The 21,197-nt window shown below is 62.8% G+C and carries 15 protein-coding genes; all 15 read right to left on the bottom strand.

Annotated features, from left to right (window positions below; translation table 11 throughout):
- Window positions 1-75: 75 nt before the first annotated feature.
- Window positions 76-768 carry a methyl-accepting chemotaxis protein gene (locus tag C4J90_RS27480; RefSeq protein WP_256658987.1) on the bottom strand — a complete coding sequence of 231 codons (693 nt, stop codon included), beginning with the start codon at window positions 766-768 and terminating at the stop codon, window positions 76-78.
- 972 nt (window positions 769-1,740) lie between these two features.
- Window positions 1,741-3,897: a TonB-dependent siderophore receptor gene (locus C4J90_RS14500; protein ID WP_124420142.1), complete on the bottom strand. Its 2,157-nt coding sequence runs from the start codon at window positions 3,895-3,897 to the stop codon at window positions 1,741-1,743.
- 158 nt (window positions 3,898-4,055) lie between these two features.
- On the bottom strand, window positions 4,056-4,817 hold the full coding sequence (locus tag C4J90_RS14495; RefSeq protein ID WP_124420141.1) for a PIG-L deacetylase family protein: 762 nt from the start codon (window positions 4,815-4,817) through the stop codon (window positions 4,056-4,058).
- Window positions 4,818-4,946: 129 nt separating this feature from the next.
- Entirely contained in the window at window positions 4,947-5,606 is a 660-nt protein-coding gene (locus C4J90_RS14490) for a glycosyltransferase family 2 protein (protein ID WP_124420140.1), read from the bottom strand.
- Window positions 5,603-6,202 (bottom strand): SAM-dependent methyltransferase, encoded by a 600-nt coding sequence (locus tag C4J90_RS14485; RefSeq protein WP_124420139.1) that lies wholly within the window; start codon window positions 6,200-6,202, stop codon window positions 5,603-5,605. Before C4J90_RS14485 ends, C4J90_RS14490 begins: the two co-directional genes overlap by 4 nt.
- Complete coding sequence (locus C4J90_RS14480) at window positions 6,199-6,957, bottom strand: PIG-L deacetylase family protein (RefSeq protein WP_124363043.1); 759 nt, start codon at window positions 6,955-6,957, stop codon at window positions 6,199-6,201. The genes C4J90_RS14485 and C4J90_RS14480 overlap by 4 nt, the downstream gene beginning before the upstream one ends.
- Window positions 6,954-7,952, bottom strand: coding sequence for an acyl-CoA dehydrogenase family protein (locus C4J90_RS14475; RefSeq protein ID WP_124363042.1), 999 nt, complete (start codon window positions 7,950-7,952; stop codon window positions 6,954-6,956). The genes C4J90_RS14480 and C4J90_RS14475 overlap by 4 nt, the downstream gene beginning before the upstream one ends.
- Before the next feature lies 1 nt (window position 7,953).
- Entirely contained in the window at window positions 7,954-10,113 is a 2,160-nt protein-coding gene (gene glgX / locus C4J90_RS14470) for a glycogen debranching protein GlgX (RefSeq protein WP_124363041.1), read from the bottom strand.
- Window positions 10,114-10,235: 122 nt separating this feature from the next.
- Complete coding sequence (locus C4J90_RS14465; RefSeq protein WP_124420138.1) at window positions 10,236-10,505, bottom strand: DUF2934 domain-containing protein; 270 nt, start codon at window positions 10,503-10,505, stop codon at window positions 10,236-10,238.
- Window positions 10,506-10,528: 23 nt separating this feature from the next.
- The gene (locus C4J90_RS14460; protein ID WP_124420137.1) at window positions 10,529-13,279 is read right to left on the bottom strand and encodes a malto-oligosyltrehalose synthase; all 2,751 of its coding nucleotides are present in this window, start codon (window positions 13,277-13,279) and stop codon (window positions 10,529-10,531) included.
- Window positions 13,276-15,360: a 4-alpha-glucanotransferase gene (malQ, locus tag C4J90_RS14455; RefSeq protein WP_124420136.1), complete on the bottom strand. Its 2,085-nt coding sequence runs from the start codon at window positions 15,358-15,360 to the stop codon at window positions 13,276-13,278. Before malQ ends, C4J90_RS14460 begins: the two co-directional genes overlap by 4 nt.
- On the bottom strand, window positions 15,357-17,102 hold the full coding sequence (treZ, locus tag C4J90_RS14450) for a malto-oligosyltrehalose trehalohydrolase (protein ID WP_124420135.1): 1,746 nt from the start codon (window positions 17,100-17,102) through the stop codon (window positions 15,357-15,359). The genes malQ and treZ overlap by 4 nt, the downstream gene beginning before the upstream one ends.
- Before the next feature lie 19 nt (window positions 17,103-17,121).
- Complete coding sequence (gene glgA, locus C4J90_RS14445) at window positions 17,122-18,678, bottom strand: glycogen synthase GlgA (protein ID WP_124363036.1); 1,557 nt, start codon at window positions 18,676-18,678, stop codon at window positions 17,122-17,124.
- Between the two features lie 503 nt (window positions 18,679-19,181).
- A complete protein-coding gene (locus C4J90_RS14435) occupies window positions 19,182-20,135 on the bottom strand; it encodes a D-2-hydroxyacid dehydrogenase family protein (RefSeq protein WP_124420133.1) in 954 nt (317 codons plus the stop codon).
- Between the two features lie 20 nt (window positions 20,136-20,155).
- A complete protein-coding gene (locus C4J90_RS14430; RefSeq protein WP_124420132.1) occupies window positions 20,156-21,157 on the bottom strand; it encodes an alpha/beta fold hydrolase in 1,002 nt (333 codons plus the stop codon).
- Window positions 21,158-21,197 lie beyond the last annotated feature (40 nt).

Below are 21,197 nucleotides of genomic sequence, written 5' to 3'. Positions count from 1 at the left end.
TCGCACCGCCCCTCCCACATTTGGAGCGCGGGGCTGCAGTTAGAGAGGCTTCGGCTGCTGAGCCGATGGCATGAATCACGGATGAAACCTGCGCCCCAGCGCATCCAGGCGCACGGCGATCGGTGGCAGGCGTTCGCTGCTGCGGGCCAGGGTTTCCACGTCGTCGGCGGTGTTTTGCGCGATGTGCTGCACCGATTGCAGGCGTTCGACAATTTCCAGGTTCGCCGAGGTCTGTTCGCGGGTGGTGGTGACAATGCGGCCGTTGAGTTGATCGATATGCGCGATGTCTTCGCCCACGGCGCGCAGCATGTCGACGGCCATCTGGCTGTCTTCCACGCACCGCTCCACGCCCTGGCGGCTGTCGTGCATGGCTTCGACGGCCTGGCGGCTGCCTTGCTGCAGGCCTTCGATGATGGTCTTGATTTCCTGGGTGGAGAGGGCGGTGCGTTGGGCCAGGCTGCGCACTTCGTCGGCGACCACTGCAAAGCCACGGCCTTGCTCGCCGGCGCGGGCGGCTTCGATGGCGGCATTGAGTGCGAGCAGGTTGGTCTGGTTGGCGATGCTGCTGATCACCTCCAGCACCGAGCCGATTTGCTCGGCCTGCACCGCCAACGACTGTACGGTAGATTGCGTGCCATTGATGCGCGAGGCCAGTTGGGTGATTTCATGCCGGGCGCGGCCAACGCTTTCCTGGCCGCGCACAATCTGCTGGCTGGCCTGGCCGGCGTGTTCCACCGCTTGTTCGACGTGCAGGGTGATATGGCCCATGGCGTCTTCCATGCGCTGCATCGAGCCGGTCATCTCATTGATCTGCGTTAGTTGATGCCGCGCGCCTTTTTCCAGGGTGCCGCTGGCCGTGGCCAGTTCCTGGCCGAGTTGGCCGAGGCCATGGGAGTCGCGTGCGACGCCGTCGATCAGGTGGGTGAGTTGCTGCAGGAAGTGGTCGAAGCGCTTGGCGAGGGACACACGCACTTTGTCTTCACCCTTGGCGGTTTCGGCTTCGAATTGCGAGGTGACAGCGAGCATTTTTTCGAGCATTTCCTGGCTTTCGACCGCCTCGGCGTGGCTGTGCACGGCGAGGTAGAGCAGGGCGACCGTTTCCATCACCACGTAGAACGCGTGCACGAAAATCATCGTCCAGCCGCCGTGATGCGCCATCACAAACACGGGCAGGCCTTGATGCTGCAGGGCATGGAATACCAGGTGATGCACGGCGATGGTCAGCGCCGCCACCAGGATCGGCAGCCAGTCACGGTAGAACGTCAGCACCGCCAGCAGCGCGAAAATACCGAAGTGCGCTTCGATCACCCCCTGCGCCTGATTGATGTGCAAGGCCGCCATCACCATCAGGCCGGCACCGAGCACACACCGCATCACGCGGGTGCCGCCGATGGCGCGGTAGAGCGCGGTCAGCACCACGCCGGTGCCGCCCCCGACAATCAGCGCCTGGGTGAAGGTGTCATGCCAGAACGCCAGGCCTAAGGAGAACAGGAACATCAGCCAGATCAACGCCAGCATGATGCGGTCGGCCTTGCGGTAGTGCTCCATAAAGCGTGTGCGGTTGAGCATTCACGTGTACTCCATGTGGTTTGGCCAGGAACCAAGCATGCGGCGTGCCACGCTGGCCGCAGGAAAAGCAGGTGTGGCGATGGGGGCCGGACAAGATCCGACAGACGGTTATCGGCCAGTCGAGAGGGGACTTTAAGCACGGCCGCCCGAGCGGGCAGCCGCGGATGACGATCAGAAGCTGTACTTGGCCGTCAGCATCATGTTGCGTGGGCTGCCGTAGGAATCGCCGCCATAGGTGACCGCGTCGGAAATGGACTGGTAGTAGTGACGATCAAAGATATTGTTGGCGTTGAGCTGCAAGTCCAGGTGCTGGTTGACCCGGTAGCCGGCCATCAGGTCGGTGACAGCGTAGCCGCCTTGTTTGAGCCGATAGGTGCTGCCGTCCGCCAACTGGATGTCGTTGTACATGCGGCTCTGCCAGGAGACGTTGCCGCCCACGCGGAGTTTTTCCAGCGGGCCCTGGAAGTTGTAGCGGGTGGTCAGCTTGAACAGGTGCTCCGGGGTGTCGGTGTCGAACTGCTTGTTGACCTTCTGCGGGTTGGCGTCGTCCTTGAGGGTGTGGGTGCGCGCATAGGTGTAGCCACCGCCGACCTGCCAGTTCTCGGTCAAGGCGCCCTGCAGTTCGAAGTCGATACCCTGGCTGCGAATCTCGCCCGAGGCCTGGTAGCAGGAGGCCTGCGGGCAGTTTGGCACGACGATCTGCACGGCGCGGTTTTCCTGGTCGACACGGAACAGCGCCACGCTCGCATTCAGCGCGCCGCCCAGGTATTCGCCCTTGATGCCGACTTCATAGTTTTTGCCGACGATGGGCTTGAGCGGGGTGGCTCCGGTGCTTTTTTCACGTTGCGGCGTGAAGATATCGCTGTAGCTGACATACACCGAGTGCTGGTCGTCCAGGTCGTAGATCAGGCCCGCGTAGCGGGTGAGGTTGCGGGTGACCTTATAGTCGCCATCGCCATCGCGGTTGTCGTAGTCGTACCAGTCCAGGCGCCCGCCGAGGATCAGCTTGAGCGGGTCGGCCAGGCTCAGGCGGGTGGTGACGTAGACACCGTCCTGAGTGGTGACATCGCGCTGGTTGTTGGTGTGGGTAAAGTTCGGTTTGCCGGCGTTGATCGGCCAATTCAGATCGTACGGGCTGTAGTTGCGGGTGGTCAGGTCGTAGATGCGCTTGCTGGTGCCCACGACCAGCTCATGGGTGCGCCCGAACGCCTGGAACGGGCCACTGGCAAAGGCGTCGAACCCGGCCTGCTTTTCATCGGCGGCGGACTGGTACACGGTGCGGGCCAGGGTGTTGTCGGTCCAGCGCGACTGGTAGGAACCGGAGAACAATGCGTCTTGTACGGCGTAGTTGGCGTTGACCTGCAGTGCCCAATCATTGGCCAGTTGCTGGCGCAGTTCGACGAAGACGGTGTTGATTTCCTGGTCTTTGTTCTCCCAGTCGGTGCCGGGATTGTACGAACGCGACAAATCGAGGTGATGGCCATCCAGGCCGATCATCGACGAGCCCCAGAAGTAGTTGGTCTTGTCTTTCTGGTTGGAGTAGCCGAGGGTCAAGCGGGTGTCTTCGCTCAGGTCGGCTTCGGTCACGGCATAGAACAAACCGTGATCCTGCTCGGCCTTGTCGATGAAACTGTTGGCGTCGCGGTAAGAGGTGACCACTCGGCCACGCCAGGTGCCGCTGTCATTGAGCGGGCTGGAAGCGTCGAGTTCGCCACGGTAGTCGTCCCAACTGCCGGCGGCGCCAGTCAAGGTGACTTTCTGCTCGGCCAGGGGCCGCTTGCGGATCAGGTTGATCGCCGCCGAGGGGTTGCCGGCACCGGTCACCAAGCCAGTGGCACCGCGAACCACCTCGACGCGATCGAACATCGCCAGGTTCGGCTGGGCACCGACGTTAACGCCGTCATAGCCACTGGGAATGCCGTCGTACATGAGGTTGTCGACGTCGAAACCACGCGCGGTGTAGCCCTGCCGGCCGGGGCCGCTGGAGTAGTTGAGGAACAGTCCTGGCGTGGCGTTGACCACATCATTGATGCTGGTCATCGCCTGGTCATCCATGCGCTGACGGGTGATCACGGTGACGGCCTGTGGGGTTTCACGCAGGGTCAGGGGCAGTTTGGTTGCGGTTTTCATCGAACCGGTGGTGTACGACTCGCTGCCTTCAGTGGTTTCGCCAAGCTGGTGCCCCGAAACCTCGGTAGCGCCGAGCTCAATGGTAGTGGGCGGGGCGTCGGCTTCGGCCGCGAAGGTCGCCTGGGTGGTGGTCAGGCAGATAGCCATTGCTATCGAACTCGGTGAAAACCCTTTGCCGCCATGGTGTCGCACAGACATGAATGTAGCTCTCCCTGAACGCCATCCTTAGCGAATAATAAATCTGTTGATAATTATTCGCATCAGTGTGGCAGATTGAGCTTGTGGGAAAAAGCCTACGAGATGAATCAGTTAACGAAATTTTCATACGCCGGGCACCGGCGTTTTGCCACCTTTGCCTAGATGAGCACTATTTCGTAGGGCTCGCGCATGCGCTCCAGCAACACTTGGGCAAGCATCGGCGCCAAGCCGATCGCGGGGTCGCCCATCAGCTGGCTGGCGTAGGCATGCACGGCGTGCAGCTTGTGCGCCACGCTCCAAGTGTCGAGGCACAACTTGCGCGCGCGTTGCCAAGGGATCACCGAGCCTTCGCGTGCCGGCCAGTGCCAGGCCCACATCGGCAATTCATAGAGTTGCGCGCCCACCAGCGTGCACGCCTTGGCGCTGGCACGGCCGACGGCTTCGTGGTCATCGTTGCCATCATGGCGCCAGGTGGTGAACACCACATCACCTGGCTGCAGGTAGCGGGCGATGAACTGGCTGATCGGTTGTTCATGGCTGGCCAGGGCGTTATCGCGAAAGCCGCCACGAATCCATTTCAGGCTGTGCAGTGGCACGCCCAAGCGGCGCAGGGCCTCGGCGCTTTCCTGGGGGCGCACCGCGCTCAGGCGGTTGGCCGACCAGACCTGGGAGCCAGGGTGGCTGGCGCTGCCATCGGTGATGGAAATTAATTTCAACGGGTGCGCGCGGGTGCTGAGCAGCTGCAGCAGGCCCCCGCAGGCGAGCACTTCATCGCCGGGGTGGGGGGCAATCACCACCACCCGTGCACCGGGCGGTACCAGGCTGGTCAGCGTGATAACGGGAATATGCGCCAACTGCGGCGCGCTGTTCCAGATTTGCGCGGGGCCGCGACGGCCCTCGCTTAACGAGGCGGTTTTCATCAAGTGTCACATCCTTGTCGGTTCAAGCGTGTGTGCTCACCCCAGGCTCCGCTGCGGTGAGTGCGCGGCGCTCCGATCCTGGAGCGCTGTGCGATAGGTTATAAGCATAGACAAGAAATGTGGTTGTTTTTACGAAACCTGCATCAGGCTCTTCAAATAGTCACCGAAACCACCTTGGGCGCGACACTCCAGGCGTGCACTGGTGATCACTTGCGGGCTGTGGCTCCAGGCGATGGACGCACCGCAACGTTCCAGGTTGCGCACCAACTGCACATCTTCATGACATGCCAGGGGTTCAAAACCACCGGCCTGCAGATAGGCGCTGGCGCTTACGCCGAGGTTGGCGCCGTGGATATGCCGATGCCCGTCGCGGGCCTGGTAAGCCTGGTGATAGCGAATCTGCGCCGCCGCGTCGAAGTCTGCACTCCAGGCGTCCACGGTCACGGTGCCGCACACGGCGTCGCAGCCCAGCGCCAGTTGCGCCACCAGCCAGTCCGGAGCCACGAGGCTGTCGGCGTCGGTGCAGGCGATCCAGCGCGCGCCCAGGTTCAGCAGATGTTGCGCGCCCACCCCACGGGCATGCCCGACATTCCGTGCCTGCACCGCCAGGCTGTGCACCCCGTGCGTGCGGGCAATGGCTTCACTGCCGTCGCTGCAGCTATCGAGCACCACCAGGATCTGTACCGCTTCGCCGTGCAGATCCGAATGACGCGCGGCTATTTGTGCAGCCCTCAGGCATTCGCCCAGCAGCGCTTCTTCGTTGTGCACTGGAATCAGAATGCCGATCATCGCAGGCCCTCAAGGCTGGCGACCGAGGCGCCGTCGCGGCCCCACAGGTCGAGCAGGAAATCTTCTTCATGGTGGCGCACGACCGAATGCAGGCCCAACCGCTGCTGGAGCAGGCCGTGGACCTGCTCGGCAGTTTGCGGGCAGCCTTCAATGGGCGGGCGCCAATGGCACGCCAGCAGTTGGCCGTCATCCGTCAAGGTATCGAGGCAGCGGCCAATCAGGCGCTCAAGATCAGCGGCGTCAAGGTAGTAACACAGCTCACTTAACACGATCAGCTCGAATTGCCCCGATGGCCACTGTTCGGGCAACCGGCATTGCTCCACCTGCACGTTGGAAAATCCTGCGAGCCGCTTCTTGGCCAGCGTCACCGCAGCGCTCGCCGTGTCACAGCACAGCAAGCGATCACAGCGCGCCGCCAGTTCGGCGCTCAACTCGCCGTTCGCACAGCCGGGTTCGAAGATCGAGGCATAACGCGCGCGGGTCAGTACGGCCAGGGTCATGGCGCGCTTGCGCCGTTCGTACCAACGTTGGCGAAATGCCCAGGGGTCGTCGTTGCCGGCGAACATCTGGTCAAAGTAAGGGGTTGTCACACTCAAACGAACACCACTTCAAAAGGTTGCAGCAAGCGCTCCACCACATAGGGCGCCAGCACGGGGGGCAGGCCGATCTGGGGGTCGCCCTCCAGCTGGCTGGCGAAAGCGTGGATGGCATGGCGTTTGCGCGCCACCCTCTCAGGCGTCAAAGGGATCTTGCGCGCACGGTCCCACGGCACCATGCCGTCTTCGGCGGTCGCCCAGTGCCAGGTCCACACGGGCAGTTCGTACAAGGTGGCGCCCACGGCCTGGGCGGCTTTCGCACTGGCGCGGCCGACGGCTTCATGATCGCAATGCCCGTCTTCGCGCCAGGTGGCGAACACCACGTCGTCGGGTTTGAGGTAGCGCTGGATGAATACGGCCAGTTCTTCTTCGCGCTCGGCGACTTTACTGTCGGTGAACCCGGCGCGCAGCCACTTCAGACTGTGCATCGGCAAGCCCAGGCGGTGCAGGGCCTGGGCCGACTCCTGGGGGCGCACCACGCTCAGACGTTGCACCGGCCAGCGTTGCGAGCCTGGATGGCTGGCGCTGCCGTCGGTGACCGAGATCAACTGAATGGGTCGGCCCAGGTCGGCCAGCCCTTGCAGCAAACCGCCGCAGCCGAGCACTTCATCGTCAGGGTGCGGGGCGATGATGACCGCACGATGCCCCTCCGGTACCAGTTGCTCAACGCTGATATGCGGCAGTTCAGCCAGGCGCGACGAGGTTTGCCAGTAATGCAGCGATGTGCCCTGGCCGACAATCGGATTGGGTTTCATAACTGCCACCTCCCGGAGGGCTCGCCGGCTACCTGTACGCCCAAGGCGGCCAAGTCGCGTTCGGCGTGGCTTTGGCGCACGTACACCGGCAAGTCCGCCATCAATTGGGCGAAGTGCGGGTCCTTGCAGTAAGGCCCCGCGCCTACGCCACGCCCGACATGCTGGATCACCTGCTCGACGGTTTCCTCGACGCACGCGCGCACTTGCTGGGCCAGCAACCGGGCATCGGCGGTCGGTGCCCGGTCGATCTGCTCGGCACTGGCGCGCAGCACGCAGGCTGCGCTGTTCAATGCACTGTCCACCGCGCCGAGGTGGGCCATCGCATGCGGCTCGGAGTGCTTGGCACACTGCTCGCGCAGCACTTCGGCCAGGCGCTGCGCCGCGCCATACCAGCACGCCGCAATGCCGATGCCGCCGTGCCAGAAGCCCGGGCGCGCCAGATAGTCGCCCGGCCCGCCGACTGCGAGGCCCCTGGCCTCGCTGAAGACGATCTCGACACTGCCTGTGGCGGCCATGCCCACCGCATCCCAACCTTCATCCGTTACCCTGACGCCCGGTTGGTCCATCTTCACGGCCACCAGTTGCTGACGGTCCTCCTCGTCCCACGCGGTCAACAACCCGTGCGAGACCACGGACGCACCGGAACACCAGGCTTTACGCCCGTCGACGATCAAGCGCTGGCCGTCGCGCTGCACGCGCACCTTGGCGCTCGGCGGCTCGGCGGCCCACATCCCCCAGGTGCTGCCCAAGGGCGGCAGCGGGCTGTCGAGTTCAGCAATGATCGCCAGCGCATCGGTGTGGCCTTCGAACAGCTTGCACAGGCGCAGGTCATGGCCGGCGACTTGCGCCAGCCCGCTATAGCGCGAAAGCGTCTGGCCGCTGCCGGGCAACGGCAGTTGGTCCAGGCCTTCTTCCTGAAGGTCCTTCAAGGCCTTACCAAGGGCTTGCGTGTCCGCATAGCCCCGGTAGCCGGAAAGGAATCCGTGCAACGCCATCTCACACCTCGTCGTCGTGTTGCAGCTCAAACAGTAGGAGCGAGCGGCCGGTGGCAGCGTACTCGTGTTCGAAGTCAAAGCGCTCCTGGCCACGCACCGCAGGGTCGTTGGTATCGAGCAGGCAATTCCAGAACTCGCCCTGTGGCACCGGTGGCAGGCGGAAATTGACCATGTCGTGATGGGCATTCACCACCAGCAACAGGGTCGCATCGGCACCAGCACGCCGAATCCCGGTCTCTTGGGCGCGGCCATCCATCAGCATGCCCAGGCAACGACCGTTGCTGTCTTCCCACTGCTCAGTGGTCATTTCATTGCCATCCGGCGCGAGCCAGGTGACGTCTTTCACGCCGATGTCTTCGTTGTAGTCGCCGACCAGGAAGCGCCCACGACGCAGGATCGGGTACGCCAGGCGCAACTTGATCAGGCGTTTGACGAACTTGAGCAGCGCCTTGCCGTCGTCGTCCAGATCCCAGTTGACCCAACCGATTTCGCTGTCCTGGCAGTAGGCATTGTTGTTGCCGTGCTGGGTGCGAGCGAATTCATCACCGGCCACGATCATCGGCGTGCCTTGGGCCAGCAGCAGGGTGGCGAAGAAGTTGCGCATCTGGCGTAGGCGCAGCTCGTTGATTTCCGGATCGTCGGTAGGGCCTTCGACGCCATGGTTCCACGACAGGTTATTGTTGCTGCCGTCCTGATTGTTCTCGTCGTTGGCTTCGTTGTGCTTGTCGTTGTACGACACCAGGTCGTGCAGGGTGAACCCGTCGTGGGCGGTGATGAAGTTCACCGAGCTGTAAGGCCGGCGCCCACGGTGGTTGAACATCTCGCCCGAGGCGGTCATGCGCCCGGCGAAGTCCGCCAGCTGGCCGTCGTCGCCTTTCCAGAAAGCACGCACGGTGTCGCGGAAACGGTCGTTCCATTCTGCCCAGCCCGGCGGGAAATTGCCCACCTGATAGCCGCCTGGCCCGCAGTCCCAGGGTTCGGCAATCAATTTGAGCTGGCGCAGGATTGGGTCCTGACGGCACGCCACGAGGAAGCTGTGACGTTCGTCAAAGCCGTCACGGTAGCGACCCAGAATCGTCGCAAGGTCGAAGCGGAAGCCGTCGACGTGCATCTCGGTGGCCCAGTAACGCAAGGAATCGGTAACCATCTGCAGCACGCAGGGGTGACTCAGGTCCAGGGTGTTGCCGGTGCCGGAATCATTGATGTAGAAGCGCTTGTCATCGGGCATCAACCGGTAGTACGAGGCATTGTCGATGCCGCGCATCGACAGGGTAGGGCCGCGCTCGTTGCCTTCGGCGGTGTGGTTGTAGACCACATCGAGGATCACTTCGAGCTTCTGCTCATGCAGGTGCGCGACCATCTCCTTGAACTCGGCGATCTTGCCGCTGGCCAGGTAGCGCGGGTCGGGCGCAAAAAACGCGATGCTGTTGTAGCCCCAGTAGTTGGTCATGCCTTTTTCCAGCAAATGCTGGTCGTTGACGAAGGCGTGGACCGGCAACAGCTCGACCGAAGAAACCCCCAACTGGCGGATGTGCTTGAGCACGTCATCTTCCATCAGCCCGGCGCAGGTACCGCGTACGGATTCGCCGACCGAAGGGTGGCGCATGCTGATGCCGCGCAGGTGGGTCTCGTAAATAATGGTGCGGTCCCACGGCACGCGCACCGGCTGGTCATTGCCCCAGGTGTGCGCCGGGTCGATGACCTTGCATTTGGGCACGAAGGGCGCGCTGTCGCGCTCGTCGAAGCTGAGGTCGTCGTCGGGGTGGCCGATGGTGTAGCCGAACAGCGCTTCGGACCATTTGAGTTCGCCCACCAGTTGCTTGGCATAGGGGTCGATCAGCAATTTGTTGTGGTTGAAACGATGGCCGTTGGCCGGGTCGTAGGGACCATACACACGGTAGCCGTAGATCAGCCCGGGGTGGGCGTCGGGCAGGTAGCCGTGGAAGATCTCGTCGGTGTATTCGGGCAGTTCGATGCGCTCCAGTTCCACCTCGCCAGCATCATCGAACAGGCACAGTTCGACCTTGGTGGCGTTGGCCGAAAACAGCGCGAAGTTGACGCCCAGGCCGTCCCAGGTGGCGCCAAGAGGGAAGGGCAAACCTTCACGAATCCGCGACGGCTCGTGGTCCGGCGTCGTTGAGGCTTTTTCGGGCTTGCTCATGGTGTTGCTCCTGCAGGGATTCTTTTTTTCGGGCCGAACGCGGCCGTACTGACAGTTATTCAGCGTATGACGTAAAGAGATAAAGGCTCCCCCGACAGCAATGCAGTCAGGGGGCGCGGCGATCAATGAGCGGGAGGTTTGGGCTTTTTCGGCGCAGCGGGCTTCTTTGGCGCCGGTTTGGCAGCGGCAGGCTCAGCCAGCTTGGCTTTGGGCGCTGCCTTTGGAGCCGTCTTCGGCTTGGCGGCAGGTTTTGGCTTGCTTGGCGTCAGCGCCTCGGCTTCGGCCAGTTTGCGCGCCATCTCCCAATGACGGGCATCTTCACCGTGAGGCTTGCCTTCGGACTCCCAGATCTGATGCGCTAGTTCGCGGATGCGTTTGTCTTCATTACTCATCACACACTCCTCAGAGAAAATGTTCAGCTTTCTTGACTATCGGAATTGATAAAGACATTGACCGGGAAATCCCCCAGGGCAGCGCTGATCAACAGCTCCTTGTCTGGTGTGACTACGCTCGTCTGAAAAAGTCCCTTCCAGTTTTGCGTTGCGGCGGCGAACGGTAATTTCACCCGCGTATCGCCCCAAACCTGCGCAGGAATCAACGGCTGCAGTGCATTTTCGAGCAGGCAACGGGACCAGCGTGGCACCACCACCAGCACATAGTTGCCTTGGTGTTCGCGGCAGAAGGCGACGACGTGCTCGGCCTGTTGCCCAACCACCTCCAGGGCGGTGTAGGCACCGTCGCTGAACAGCTCAAGGTTAGCCTTGCGCAAGGTCAGTACCTGCGCGATCAACGCCTGTTTGATACGCCCGTCGCGCCAGTTGGCCAACAGTTCAGCGGTGTCCACTGGCGCCTCTAACGCGCGTTGCCGCGCCTGGAAGTCCACCGGGCGGCGGTTGTCCGGGTCTACCAGGCTGAAGTCCCAGAACTCATCGCCTTGATAGACGTCCGGCACGCCCGGCACGCTCAGGTGAAGCAAAGACTGCGCCAGCCCGTTCAAGGCACCAGCGGGTGCAATCGCCTCGGCCGCGGCGGTAAGGGCGCTGCGCAGCGGGGCGCCGGCCTCACTGAGCAACACGCGCTTGAGGAACGCTTCGACGCCCTGTTCGTAGGCCTCGTTGGGCGCGCTCCAACTGCTCTGCAGTTTGGCTTCGCGCAGGGCTTTTTGTTGCCATTGCCACAGGCGTTGCTGATAGGCCTCAAGGTCGGGGTTCGGCTCCAGCGGCCAGCTGCCGAGCAGCACCTGATACAGAATCAGCTCATCGCCTGCCGAGGGGCTGTCGGCGCTGTTGCGCAGCGGTGCGGCCAGGCTGCGCCAGTGTTCGACCTGCTCGGCATACCAGGAAGCGCACTCACTCAGCACCGCCAGACGGGCGCGGGTATCTTCGCCGCGTTTATGGTCGTGGGTGGCGGTGGCCAGCAGGTTGTGCGGGAAGCACTGCAGCCGCTGCTGGTTGACCGCATGAAAATCGGCCAATGGCGCGCTGAACTGCTCGGTACTGAAGCCCACATCGTTACGCGACAACAGCACCGCCGAACGGTAGAACGCCGTGTCTTCCACAGCCTTGGCGGCGGCGGGCGAGGTCAGTTGCTGGAAACGCACGCAGGCATGCTTGAGCATCTTGCGCTCGCGGCCCAGCGGGCGATTGCGCCAGGGTTGCCCACCCAGCCATTTTTCCAGGTGATCGAGCACCGGCCAGTCGCCTTCGCTCAGGGTGCTGCGCGCGCCCTCCATGGCTTGCTGGAACACCTTGTCGTCAGCCGCGCTGCGCCCGCGTGCGCTGATATAGGTGCGGTACACCGGGAAGTGCACGATCAGTTCCTGCAAGGCGCGACGGATCGCGCCCAGGGTCAGGTCGCGGGTCATCACGTCGTCACGCGCCACTTGCAACAGCGCCTGGGCCACGCTTTCGAAATCGCCGCCCAACGAGCCATTGAGAATCTGCTGGCGCGCCAGCCGGGCTTCTTCGATAAATGCCGAGGGCCGTTCGCTGTGGCGTGACCACAACTCGGCCAGCGGCGCGAAACCGTCCGGATGATGTTGCAGCAACGACAGTTGGTTCATGAATTCGTAGCCGGTGGTGCCGTCCACTTGCCAGTCTTCGCGCAGAGTCTCGCCTTCACCGAGGATCTTCTCCACGAAGATCGGCAAATGCCGCTGCGGCGACAGTGCATCCACCCGGTGCCGCAGCTTGCGGCAGTAACCGCGCGGATCGGCCAGCCCGTCGATATGGTCGATGCGCAGGCCATCGATCAAGCCTGCGCTGATCAACTCGAAAATCTTGCCGTGGGTGGCCTCGAACACCGCCGTGCGCTCCACGCGCAGGCCGCCCAGCTCGTTCACATCGAAGAAACGGCGCCAGTTGATGTCGTCCGCCGCCGTGCGCCAACTGGCCAGGCGGTAGCTTTGTTGTTCCAGCAGTTGATGCAGGCGCGCAAAGCCTTCCGGTGTACGCCCGTCGAACGCGGCGAGGCGCTGTTCGATGGCGGGAAGCAGTTCGTTGGCGCGCTCGGCCAAGGCCTGTTTGAGCAGGCCGGCTTCGGCGTAGGCGTCATCCTGATAAGCCAGGGTGGCGAAGCGATCGGCCAAGGGCTTGAGCCCCTCGTCGCCGCCAAGCACCAGGGCGTAATCCCGTGGGCAGATCGGGAAACGGTGTTCGTAGTGCTCGACGTAAAACGCGCCCTGCGCCGCGTCAAACTTCAGCACCAGGCTGCCGCTCTGCAGTGCTTCGCCGTAATCGCTGCCCAGGAACGGCATCAGCAATTGGCCCTTGAGCAGCGGGTCCGGGGAGTGCCATTGAATATCGAAGAATTCGCTGTAGGGGCTCAAGCGCCCCCATTCCAGCAGGTCCAGCCACCAGGGGTTATCGGCGCCGCCGACGGCCATGTGGTTGGAGACGATGTCGAGGATCAGGCCCATATCGTGTTCGCGCAACGCGGCCACCAGCCTCTGCAACGCCGCCTCGCCGCCCAGTTCCGGGTTGACGCGGGTAGGGTCGACCACGTCGTAGCCGTGCATCGAACCGGCACGGGCTTTGAGCAGGGGCGAGGCATACAGGTGGCTGATGCCCAATCGGGCGAAATACGGCACCAATGGCACCGCGTCATCCAGGGTGAAGCCTTTGTGAAATTGCAGGCGCTGAGTAGCGCGCAAGGGCAGTGCTTTCATCGATCACGCTCATAAGCTTGGTTGCGCGCGACGGCCAGCAGCTCGAGGCGGCGTGCGGCGCCGGCATTATCGAGCAGGCTGGACGCTTCGCCTGGCAGGCGGCGGCGCCAATTGGGGTGGGTGTCGGTGGTGCCGGGCAGGTTGGGTTGTTCCTCCATGCCCAGCGCATCCTCCAGCGGCAGCAACACCAGCGGCGCACGGGTGTGGCCGAGGTAGCGCACGCTGGCATCGATCATATGGTCGGTGTCGTTGCGGATTTCATCGACGAAGTTCTGCGGGTCCTGGCTCAAGGCCTGGCGCAGGGCCTGACGTTCGCGCAGGCGGTGTTCGCTCCATTGGTCCACGGTTGGCGCGTCGATCAGGCCCAGTTGGATATTCCATTCGATGTCGCGGCTGTGCCACCAGCCATTGAGGGTCGGCAAGTCGTGGGTGCTGGTGGTGGCCAGGGCGTTGTCGGGCCAGTCGAGGATGGGCCTGAACTGGCCTTCGTGGTTTTGCTCGAACAACAACACGCGCATGCCGAGAATCGCCCGGCTGCTGAGTTTTTCGCGCAGGCCGTCGGGCACGGTGCCCAGGTCTTCACCGAGCACAATGGCCTGGTGGCGATGGGATTCCAGGGCCAACAGGCGCAGCATGTCGTCCACCGGGTAATACAGATAGGCGCCTTCGCGCGGCGACGCGCCATTGGGGATGACCCACAGGCGTTGCAGGCCCATCACATGGTCGATACGCAGGCCGCCCGCATGGGCGAAATTGGCCCGCAGCATTTCAATGAACGCGCGGAAACCGTTGCGTTGGAGCCCCTCGGGGGAAAACGCGGAAATGCCCCAACCCTGGCCCGCTCGGTTGAGAATGTCCGGTGGCGCGCCGACGGTCAGGTCGGCGAGCAATTCATCCTGGCGACTCCACGCCTGGCTGCCGGCGCCGTCTGCGCCCACCGCCAGGTCGGCGATCAGGCCGATACCCATGCCGCTGCCACGCGCCGCCTGTTGCGCACGTTGCAGGCTGCGCGCGATCAGCCATTGGGTGAAGGCGAAATAGCCGATCTCATCGCGGTGTTCCTCGGCAAACTGCACCAGCGCCGGGCTCTGCGGTGTACGCCAGTCTTGCGGCCAGTGGCGCCAGTCAAGTTCTTCGCCGGCGGCGGCGCGCAACGCTTGCACGGCTTCGAAACGGCAGTGGTTTTCCAGGGCCTCGCCGCCATTCTGGCGAAAGCTCTGGAAATCGGCGTGTTGCGGATGGTGGCCGTGGCGGAAATCTTCATACAGGGCGCGCAGCAGACGTTGCTTGGCCTTGGCGGCGGCGGGCCAGTCGATCAGCGTGAGCTGTTCCAGCTCATGCAGCTCCTCGGCCAGGCCTGCGGTTTCGATGGCATTGCGCACTTCACGCTCGCCCAAAATGCAGGCCGGCGAGGCATACAGGCTGTTGAGAAACAGCCGGCTGGAAGGCGAATAAGGGCTGTAGCGTTCGGCGTCGGCGCTGAACATGGCATGCATCGGGCTGATCGCCAGGGCGTCGGCCCCGCGCTCGGCGGCTGAGCGGGCCAGGTGCTCCAGGGCCAGGGTGTCGCCGAAACCACCGTCGCCCAGGCGGCGCAGCGAGTAGAGCTGCGCGCTCAGGCCCCAGGCGCGGGCGGGGTTGGTGTCGACCGCTTCGGCCACGCTATAGCATTGGGCGGGTGCAACCGCGAGGGTAAACGTCTGGCCGTCGATATGCGCTTGGTGGTAGCCCGTGGCGATGACGCCGGGCAGCACAGCATCACCATCCAGACGCAGTTCCAGGACTTCACCGTTTTCCAGATGGACGCGGCACGGCGTGTCGGGTGCAAAGAAACGCGCCAGGTCCAGGCCTTCACCGCTGTCGACGGTCAATAGCGGCGGCAGATGCTTGTCCTGCTGGGCCTGCTCCAATTCTCGCAGGCTGGCGTCGATCTCGGCCTCGGTATCGGCCGGGTGCCCCAGCCCTTTGAGCACGGCGCGCAGGGCGTCGGGCTGCACGTGTTGCGGGCGACCGTTGGCATCGATCCAATCGACGGCCAGGCCCGCGCGGCTGGCGAGTAGTTCCAGGTTCGCTTCGCTCAAAACTCTTCTCCGACGGGGAATAAGGACACGCGTGCGCTGAGGGGCGGCAGGTGCGCCACGGGCTCGGCAGGCGTTTGAAAGATCACATGTGGCGAGGCGAGCTGGTCGATAGGCTCGGCGCTCAGGTTCAGGTCGATTTGCAACACGCTGCCATCGCCCAGGCGCCAGCGCGCAGTCACGGCGCTGTCCGCCAGCACCTGCGCACCCAGGGCCACGCTGCCGGGCAGATGGGGCACCACATATTGATGGCGCAGGCCCAGCAAGTGGCGATAGAGCTGGGCATGCTCGTTTTCGACCAGGGACGGCTTCGATTGCAGAAAGGTCGTCAATGCGTTGGGATCGGGAATTCGTTCGCGCTGCTCGGGGTCATGAAACGCGGCGAAATCGGCGAACTCGTTACGTCGGCCCTCACGGACGGCCTGCGCCAGTTCACCGTGATGGTCGGTGAAAAACAGGAACGGCTGCGCGGCATTGACTTCATCGCCCATGAACATCAGCGGGATCATCGGCGACAACAGCAACAGCGCGGTCGCCGCCTTCAACGCCTGAGGCGGGCACAGTTGGTGCAAGCGTTCGCCCAGGGCGCGGTTGCCGATTTGATCGTGGTTCTGCAGGAACGCCACGAAAGCGGTCGGCGGCAGCTCCGCACTGGGTTCGCCACGTGCATGGCCGTGGCGGGTGGGCTCGCCCTGGTAGATAAAGCCTTCACCCAGGCAGCGTGCGAGTTTGGCAGTGGGCTGCTCGGCGAAGTCGCTGTAATAGGCATCGGTTTCGCCGGTAAGCAGTACGTGCAGCACGTTATGGAAGTCATCGTTCCATTGCGCGTCGAAATCCTGTGCGAGCAGGCTTGCCTGGTTCAGCTCGTTCTCCAGCATCAGCCACACGTGGCGGCCGGTGTCGACCTGCTGGCGCACCCGTTGCGCCAGTTCCAGCAGGAACCCTGGGTTGTCGATGGCGTGCACCGCGTCCAGGCGCAGGCCGTCGAAGCGGTATTCAAGCAGCCACATCAAGGCGTTATCCAGGAAGAAATCCCGTACTTCACGACGCTCGAAATCAATCCCCGCGCCCCATGGGGTGTGCACGTCTTCCTGGAAGAAGCCCTTGGCGTACTGGCCCAGGTAGTTGCCATCCGGGCCGAAGTGGTTGTAGACCACGTCAAGGATCACCGCCAGGCCATGCCCGTGGGCACTGTCGATCAAGTGCTTGAGTTGTTCGGGGGTGCCATAGGTAGAGTGGGGTGCGTAAGGCAGTACCCCGTCGTAGCCCCAGTTGCGCTCACCGGGGAATTGGGCCAGGGGCATCAGTTCGATGGCGGTTACACCCAGCTCGGCCAGGCGCGGCAGCTGCTTCTCGACTTCAGCGTAACCGCCCATGGCGCCAACGTGCAGTTCGTAGATGACTGCCTCGTGCCAGGGGCGGCCTTGCCAGTGGCTGTGCCGCCACTCATACGCAAGCGGGTCGACGACGCGGCTCCAACCGTGCACATCCAGCGCCTGGGCCCTGGAGGCGGGGTCGGGAACATCCCGTTCGCCGTCGATATTGAAGCGGTAAAGCGTTCCGGCAGGGCAGGCCACTTCTACTTCGAACCAGCCATCTGCCTGGGGCAGCATGGCGATGGATTTTCCGTCCTGCAATTCAACGCTGACATAAAACGCGTCTGGCGCCCACAAGGCAAAACGCGTGTGTTGCGCGTCCAGCATCAGTGCGCCGTGGGGCCAGGTTTCCAAAGTCCGTAACGGCATCTATGAAGACCTCTCTTGATTATTTAGTCGATTTCCCCAGTGCTTTAACCACCAGTTGTTCGTACAGCTCGGCGTAGGGTTCCACCGCCTGTGACCAGTTGAAGGGTTGGGTCATGGCGCGGCTGCGCATGGCGTTGAGCAGGCCAGGGAAGGAAAACACTTTGAACGCGCGCTCCAGGGCTGCTTTGTAGCTGTCGACAGTGGATTCGTTGAACAGAAATCCGGTGACGCCGTCTTCAATGGTGTCGGCCAGGCCGCCAGTGTTGCGCGCTACCGGCAACGAGCCGAAACGCTGGGCATACATCTGGCTCAGGCCGCAGGGCTCATAACGCGATGGCATCAGCAGGAAGTCGCTGCCGGCGAACATACGGCGGGCGTCGGTCTCGTTGAAGCCGATGCGTACACCAACCTGGCCTGGGAAGCGCAGTGCCAGCTCACGCATGGCCTGTTCTTCTTCCGGCTCGCCACGCCCGATGATCGCGATCTGGCCACCGTTCTCAACGATGAAGCTGGCGACCGCTTCGGTGAGGTCCAGGCCTTTCTGGTAGACCAGGCGCGACACCACGGCGAACAACGGGCCGGTGGAATCGTGCAGGCCGAACAGCTCGCGCACGTGGGCGGCGTTGATGGCCTTGCCTTCCCAGTCACCAATATTGAAGTTATGGGTCAGGTGAGTGTCAGTGGACGTTTCCCAGCTTTCGTCGATACCGTTGGGAATCCCGCTGAGCAGGCCTTGCTGGGTCTTGCTGGCCAGGAATCCATCAAGGCCACAGCCGAATTCCGGCGTGGTGATTTCCTCGGCGTAGGTGGCGCTGACCGTGGTGATGTGGCTGGAATAGGCCATGCCGGCCTTGAGGAACGACATTTTGCCGTAAAACTCCATGCCTTCCTGTTGCAGGGCATGGGGCGGGATGCCCAGTTCGGGGGTGCAGCCCAGGCTCACCACGCCTTGGTAGGCGAGGTTATGAATGGTGAACAGGGTGGGCGTGCGTGAACCACGCCAGTGCATATACGCCGGGGCCAGGCCAGCGGGCCAGTCGTGGGCGTGCACCAGGTCCGGGCACCAGTGAATCTGCGCCAGGTTGGCGGCCATGTCGGCGGCGGCCAGGCCCAGGCGGGCGAAGCGGATATGGTTGTCCGGCCAGTCGCGGCCATTGTTGGCGCCGTAGGGCGTGCCTTCGCGCTCGTACAGCTCAGGGCAGATCAGTACATAGATGACCAGGCCATCCTTGAGGTCCATACGCCCGATCTTGCACGGTGGCAGCGCCGCGTGGCCGCCCAGCTCACCGACGATATGGATCGGGTTGTCGCTCTCCATCACCTGCGGATAGCCGGGAATCAGCACCCGCACATCGTGCAGGTGCGCCATGGCGCGGGGCAGGGCGGCGGAGACGTCGCCCAGGCCACCAGTCTTCACCAAGTCGGCAAACTCGGAGGTAACAAACAGCACTTTCTTTCGATTCGGGTTCTTACTCACGATCGGCCGCACAGTGTTGGGCAGGTCGGCCAACGATGTAGGCCCCCCTGCCGGCTGACTAAAACGCTCTCCCTGAGTTACTACTGCGGCACTGATCATAATGCACTCCCCTTGTTTCGTTGGTCGGCTAATGGCCCGCTGCCATCAGCTCCGAGTGACCGCATCCTGCGGCCAGGCGCACAAGCGCAATACAAACTGGCAAGGCGTATGCCAGTTGCACGGTTAGCTGAAATAGTTTGGATGGGCGGGCATGCGGCCTGAACCGGATATGTTCGCCTTACCTAAAACTGGACCTGCGGCAGAGTTCGAAAGTTTCGATTTTTTGCGGGGTTTTTGTTTTGGAACGGACCCATCGGTCATCAGTCTAGGACAGATTCCAGCATCCATAGGGTTTAAAAGGGAATTTTGTAGGACAAAATAGTTTTAACCCTATGCCTGCGGATGTGCGTCGCCCCTGTAGGAGCGAGCTTGCTCGCGAAGGACGTCAATGATGACGCAGGCATCCTGAATGCACGCGGCGCCCTTGGGTTTTTCGCGAGCAAGCTCGCTCCTACAGGGGGCATGTGGTCATTTCATTCAAGGTCATGCCCCGAAATGGTGCGTCAGCCGAGCACCCGAATGGGCACGCCGTTCGTCCAGGCCTGGATATCTTCGATCATCTGCTGATAGAACTGATGGTAGTTCTGTTCGCTCACGTAACCGACATGGGGCGTTGCCAGCACATTCGGCAGCAAGCGGAAGGGATGTTCAAGCGGTAGTGGCTCTTGGCTATATACGTCCAGCGCCGCGCCGGCCAGTCGCCCGCTGCTCAATGCCTCAACCAGTGCCTGTTCATCCACAATCGGCCCGCGTGCCGTGTTCACCAGCCGGGCACTGGGTTTCATCCAGCTCAACGCCTGCGCATCGACCAGACCGCGACTGCGCTCGCTGAGTACCAGGTGAATGGTCAGAATGTCAGCCTGTTCGAACAGCTCGCGCTTGCTGACCCAGGTCACGCCGGACTCGGCTGCCCGTTGCGGCGTAAGGTTTTCGCTCCAGGCGATTACGCGCATGCCGAAGACCTGAGCGAACTGCGCAACTTTTTGCCCGATGCTGCCTAGCCCCAGGATGCCCAGCGTCTTGCCATACAGGTCGCCGCCCAGGCCGACTTGCCAACCGCCTGCGCGCAGGGAATTGGCTTCGCCCAGCAGGTTGCGTGTCGAGGCCATGATCAGCGCCCAGGTCAGCTCCGGCGCGGCCTGCTTATAGCTGTCGGTGCCGCACACCTGAATACCCAATGCCTTGGCGGCGGCGATGTCGATGGCGGCGTTGCGCATGCCACCGGTCACCAGCAATTTGAGCCTGGGCAGCTCCTGCAGTAACGCCTGGTCGAAGAGGGAGCGCTCGCGCATCACGCAAATGACGTCGAACGCCTGCAGACGCTCGACCATCGTGGCGGTATCGGCGGGGTAGTCATGGAGAAAATGCACCTGGCCCAAGGGCGCCAGCACCGACCAATCCACCACGTTGCTGGCCACTTGCTGCCAATCATCAATGACTGCGATCTGTAGCGACATGCACGCGTGCCTCACTCAGGTTAAAGGGCCTTCAAACCCTGCAACAGCGCTTGATGAAACCGCGCCGGTTCTTCCATCTGCGGCGCATGGCCCAAGCCGTCGAACTCCACCAGGGTTGCATGGGGAATCAGCTTGGCCACCTGCTTGCCCAGCACCTGGTAGTTGCCGACGCTGGCTTTCACGTCCGGTGGCGCCAGGTCTTTGCCGATGGCGGTGGTGTCGCTGGTGCCGATCAACAGCAGGGTGGGCGCTTGCACGTCCTTGAACTCGTAGTACACCGGCTGGGTGAAGATCATGTCGTAAATCAACGCCGAGTTCCAGGCCACCAGGGTATGCCCCGGCCCTTGGTTGAGGCCGACGAGCATGTCCACCCAGCGCTCGTATTCGGGCTTCCAGCGGCCCGCGTAATAGGTGTCGCGTTCATACTTGCGCACGCCGTCGGCGCTCATCTTCAGCTCGCGTTGATACCACTGGTCAACGCTTTGGTGGGGCACGCCCAAGGCCTTCCAGTCTTCCAGGCCGATCGGGTTGACCAGCGCCAGTTGCTCGGTTTGTTCGGGGTACATCAAGGCATAACGCGTGGCGAGCATACCGCCGGTGGAGTGGCCGAGCAGCGTGGCTTTTTGAATGCCGAGTTTTTCCAGCAACTGATGGGTGTTGAGCGCCAGTTGCTGGAAGCTGTATTGGTAATGTTCAGGCTTGCTGGAGGTGCAAAAGCCGATCTGGTCCGGCGCGATCACTCGGTAACCCGCGTCGCTCAGGGCTTTGATCGAGCTTTCCCAGGTGGCGCCGCAGAAGTTCTTGCCGTGCATCAGCACCACGCTGCGGCCGTTGGCTTTGCCTTTGGCCGGGACGTCCATATAGCCCATCTGCAGGCTTTTGCCTTGGGATTCGAAGTTGAAGCGTTCGACCGGATAGGGGTACTGGAAGCCCTGGAGTTCAGGGCCGTAGGTGGCGGCGAACACAGGCGCGGCGCTGGCGGTGAGCAGGCCGGCGACGCATAAGTCACGGATGGAAGGCATGGGCATCAACTCCGGGAAAAGATGCTCCGGATGCTGTTTG

This window comes from Pseudomonas sp. R2-60-08W (assembly GCF_003852335.1).
Classification (GTDB): Bacteria; Pseudomonadota; Gammaproteobacteria; order Pseudomonadales; family Pseudomonadaceae; genus Aquipseudomonas.
This window is presented reverse-complemented; position numbering and strand designations above follow the sequence as displayed.

What these genes read in the sequence shown, in the direction of transcription:
- C4J90_RS27480 (WP_256658987.1), bottom strand. Translation starts at nt 768, where the DNA reads ATGGGCCATATCACCCTGCACGTCGAACAAGCGGTGGAACACGCCGGC.
- C4J90_RS14500 (WP_124420142.1), bottom strand. Translation starts at nt 3,897, where the DNA reads ATGTCTGTGCGACACCATGGCGGCAAAGGGTTTTCACCGAGTTCGATA.
- C4J90_RS14495 (WP_124420141.1), bottom strand. Translation starts at nt 4,817, where the DNA reads ATGAAAACCGCCTCGTTAAGCGAGGGCCGTCGCGGCCCCGCGCAAATC.
- C4J90_RS14490 (WP_124420140.1), bottom strand. Translation starts at nt 5,606, where the DNA reads ATGATCGGCATTCTGATTCCAGTGCACAACGAAGAAGCGCTGCTGGGC.
- C4J90_RS14480 (WP_124363043.1), bottom strand. Translation starts at nt 6,957, where the DNA reads ATGAAACCCAATCCGATTGTCGGCCAGGGCACATCGCTGCATTACTGG.
- C4J90_RS14475 (WP_124363042.1), bottom strand. Translation starts at nt 7,952, where the DNA reads ATGGCGTTGCACGGATTCCTTTCCGGCTACCGGGGCTATGCGGACACG.
- glgX (WP_124363041.1), bottom strand. Translation starts at nt 10,113, where the DNA reads ATGAGCAAGCCCGAAAAAGCCTCAACGACGCCGGACCACGAGCCGTCG.
- C4J90_RS14465 (WP_124420138.1), bottom strand. Translation starts at nt 10,505, where the DNA reads ATGAGTAATGAAGACAAACGCATCCGCGAACTAGCGCATCAGATCTGG.
- C4J90_RS14460 (WP_124420137.1), bottom strand. Translation starts at nt 13,279, where the DNA reads ATGAAAGCACTGCCCTTGCGCGCTACTCAGCGCCTGCAATTTCACAAA.
- treZ (WP_124420135.1), bottom strand. Translation starts at nt 17,102, where the DNA reads ATGCCGTTACGGACTTTGGAAACCTGGCCCCACGGCGCACTGATGCTG.
- glgA (WP_124363036.1), bottom strand. Translation starts at nt 18,678, where the DNA reads ATGATCAGTGCCGCAGTAGTAACTCAGGGAGAGCGTTTTAGTCAGCCG.
- C4J90_RS14435 (WP_124420133.1), bottom strand. Translation starts at nt 20,135, where the DNA reads ATGTCGCTACAGATCGCAGTCATTGATGATTGGCAGCAAGTGGCCAGC.
- C4J90_RS14430 (WP_124420132.1), bottom strand. Translation starts at nt 21,157, where the DNA reads ATGCCTTCCATCCGTGACTTATGCGTCGCCGGCCTGCTCACCGCCAGC.